The following is a 3,041-nucleotide window of genomic DNA, read 5'->3' as shown; positions in this document are numbered from 1 at the left end:
AGCCATGGCGGACGAGCACCGGACGGTCGTCCCGGCCGGGCGGCTGTGCGCGTTCTGCATGGACACGGTCAGAAGCCATGGCGGTGAGCGTAGTGCGGCGGCGGCCGCGGTCCGGCGGCTTGCCCGGCTCGGGGCACTAACGATTCAGCAGCGGCTACGCTGCGCGCTCACACCTGCTTCGGCGGCTTCCGCCCGGTCACCCCGAGGTGCACCAGCAGCGCCAGCGACGGCTTCAGGTCCGCCTGCTTCACGCCCCACGTCTGGAACGCCTTCTGGTGCGCCGCCACTCCCGCGAGCATCACCACCAGCGACCCGGCCACGGCCGCCGGCTGCACGGACTCGTCGACCTTGCCCTTCGCCTGAAGCTCCCTGATCGATTCGGTGAGGGACTTGGTGACGGAGTTGAGGATCTTCATCCGGAGCTTGTAGAACCGCTTGTCGCCCTCCGCGGCCCCGAGGTCGACGACCCGCAGGATCGCCTCGTTCCGCCGCCAGAACCCGAGGAATCCGTCGACGAGTTCCTCCGCGGCCCGGGCCCCTGACTTGCCGGCCCACGAGCGGCCGGCGACCAGCCCCGTCAGGGCGGCGCCCTCCTTGGCCATCTGCTCCGCGAGCTCCAGGACTGCGCCCTCGACATCGGGGAAGTACTGGTAGAAGGTCGCCGGTGAGGTGCCCGCCCTGCGGGCGACGTCGATCACCTTCACGTCCCGGTACGGCGAGGAGTCGAGCATCTCGCCGAGGCATGCGAGCAACTTGGTGCGGGTCGCCTGGCCGCGCCGGCCGGCGACACGGCCGTCGACCGTCCGAACTTGACCTGTCATGCCGTCAGCTTACCGACGCGTGATCGAACCGCGATCTGACGAGGGCAAACGGGGAGGTCACACGGTCGGAAGTGCGCGAATTGCCACTCTCGAACAGAATTGACCCGACGTTCGGGGTATTTTCGCAAGAGCCGATGTCCGCCCCGGATACGTTGGCGATGCGACCCATCGCACGATCCACGTCCCGCCAGTCCCCCATCAAGCCAATCCCCACCACGGTCCCATGGAAGGACTACGACGGCCATGGACGCATTCGCCGAGGGCTCACCCTGCTGGGCCGACGCCAGCCTGCCCGACCTCCGCGCCGGAGAGCGCTTCTACGGCGAGCTGTTCGGCTGGACGTTCACGGAGGGCGGCGCGGGGACGGACTCCAGCCCGGGCTTCCCCCGGCACTCCAGGGCGCTCCTCGACGGCAGACCGGTCGCCGCGCTCGTCGCCAAGAAGGACGGCCGGATGCCCACCGCCTGGGGCGTCCACCTGGCCACCCCTGACCTCGCCCGCACCGTGGCGACGGTACGGGAGGCCGGCGGCACCGTGCTCACCGAGCCGGAGGCGCCCTCGGAGGCCGGCCGCTCGGCGGTGGTCGCGGATCCGGACGGCGCGGTGTTCTCCGTCTGGCAGGCCGGGGCGCGGCCGGGGTTCGGCGCGACCGACGTGCCGGGCTCCTTCTGCTGGGCCGAGGTCTACGTGCGCAGCGCCGAGGCGGCCGACGCCTTCTATCCGGCCGTCTTCGGGTACGAGCTGACGGCTCCCCCGTTCGACGCGGGCGACTTCATGGCGTGGGCGCTGCCGGACTCGGGCCGCCAGGTGGCGGGCCGGGCGCTCGTCGGCGACGTGCTGCCGGCGGAGATGCCGCCGCACTTCCTCGTCTACTTCCGGGTGGGCGACGTGGGCGACGCCCTGCGGACCGTACGGCGCGCGGGCGGGCGGGTGCTGGTGGACCGGCAGGAGATCCCGGGGGCGACGTTCGCGGTGGTGGTGGACAACCAGGGGGCGGCGTTCGCGGTGATGGACGGCGAGTCGGGCGGGGACGGCGACGGGGACAACGGCGGGGACGGCGGCGAGCAGGCCGCGGAGCCCCCCTCCGCCCCCGCCACCAGCCCCGACGGGACCTGACCCGGTGGGCTCCCGCGCCCCGCGGGCGGCACGGCCCGCGGGGTTCGGCCGGACCCGGCGGTTCCAGGGGCGGCGGTGTCCGGAGCCGCCCCCCGGGTTAGCCCGGGTGCGTTCCGGAGTGGAGAATCGGCAGGCGTACTTTCGGGACTGACGGCCGTACGCCTGCGGTGAGAGGCTGCAGGGGGGCCCGGTTCCGGGAGCCCCCCACGGGGAGGTGGATGGTTACGTGGTCGAGCAGCTTGCGCAGCACGACCCGAGGCGGATCGGTCCTTTCGAGGTGCTCGGCAGGCTGGGCGCCGGCGGGATGGGTCTCGTCTATCTCGCGCGGTCGGCCTCCGGCCGCCGCGTGGCGATCAAGACTGTCCGCACCGAGCTGGCCGAGGACCAGCTCTTCCGGGTGCGCTTCACCCGCGAGGTCGAGGCCGCCCGGGCCGTCAGCGGCTTCTACACCGCCCCCGTCGTCGACGCCGACCCGCGCGCCGCCGTGCCGTGGCTCGCCACCGCGTACATGCCCGCGCCGTCGCTGGAGGAGATGGTCAACGACTGCGGCCCGCTGCCGCCGCAGGCCGTGCGCTGGGTGGCCGCGGGCGTCGCGGAGGCGCTCCAGTCCATCCACGGCGCCGGGCTCGTCCACCGCGACCTCAAGCCGTCCAACGTGCTGGTCCTGGAGGACGGGCCGCGCGTGATCGACTTCGGTATCGCCTCCGGCGTCTCCAACACCCGGCTGACGATGACCAACGTCGCCGTCGGCACGCCCGCGTACATGTCGCCGGAGCAGGCGCGCGACTCGCGCAGCGTGACGGGCGCGAGCGACGTCTTCTCGCTCGGCTCCACCCTCGTCTTCGCGGCTACGGGCCATGCCCCGTTCCACGGCGCGAACCCCGTCGAGACCGTGTTCATGCTGCTGCGCGAGGGGCCCGACCTGGAGGGGCTGCCGGGCGAGCTGCGGCCGCTCATCGAGGCGTGCATGCAGATGACCGCCGACCACCGGCCCACGCCGGAGGCGCTGCAGTCCGATCTGGCGCCGCACCTGTTCGGCGCGGCGGGCGACGACTCCGGTACGGCGTCGGCGTGGCTGCCGCGTACCGCGATCCGGATGATCGA

General features: G+C 72.9%; 3 protein-coding genes. 2 read left to right on the top strand and 1 reads right to left on the bottom strand.

Going from position 1 to position 3,041, the window contains the following annotated elements:
• Positions 1-167: 167 nt before the first annotated feature.
• The gene (locus H5J30_RS24415; RefSeq protein WP_181789516.1) at positions 168-821 is read right to left on the bottom strand and encodes a TetR family transcriptional regulator; all 654 of its coding nucleotides are present in this window, start codon (positions 819-821) and stop codon (positions 168-170) included.
• A 243-nt stretch (positions 822-1,064) separates the two neighbouring features.
• Here H5J30_RS24415 and H5J30_RS24410 point away from each other — a divergent pair, with 243 nt between their 5' ends.
• Positions 1,065-1,937 carry a VOC family protein gene (locus H5J30_RS24410; protein WP_181789515.1) on the top strand — a complete coding sequence of 291 codons (873 nt, stop codon included), beginning with the start codon at positions 1,065-1,067 and terminating at the stop codon, positions 1,935-1,937.
• Positions 1,938-2,163: 226 nt separating this feature from the next.
• A partial coding sequence (locus tag H5J30_RS24405) for a serine/threonine-protein kinase (protein WP_181789514.1) occupies positions 2,164-3,041 on the top strand: 878 nt, incomplete at its 3' end.

Origin of the sequence: Streptomyces phytophilus, from assembly GCF_013870535.1 — a bacterium.
Taxonomy (GTDB): domain Bacteria; phylum Actinomycetota; class Actinomycetes; order Streptomycetales; family Streptomycetaceae; genus Streptomyces; species Streptomyces phytophilus.
Note: the sequence above shows the minus strand (reverse complement) of the source record. Positions and strands in the feature narration are given on the sequence as shown.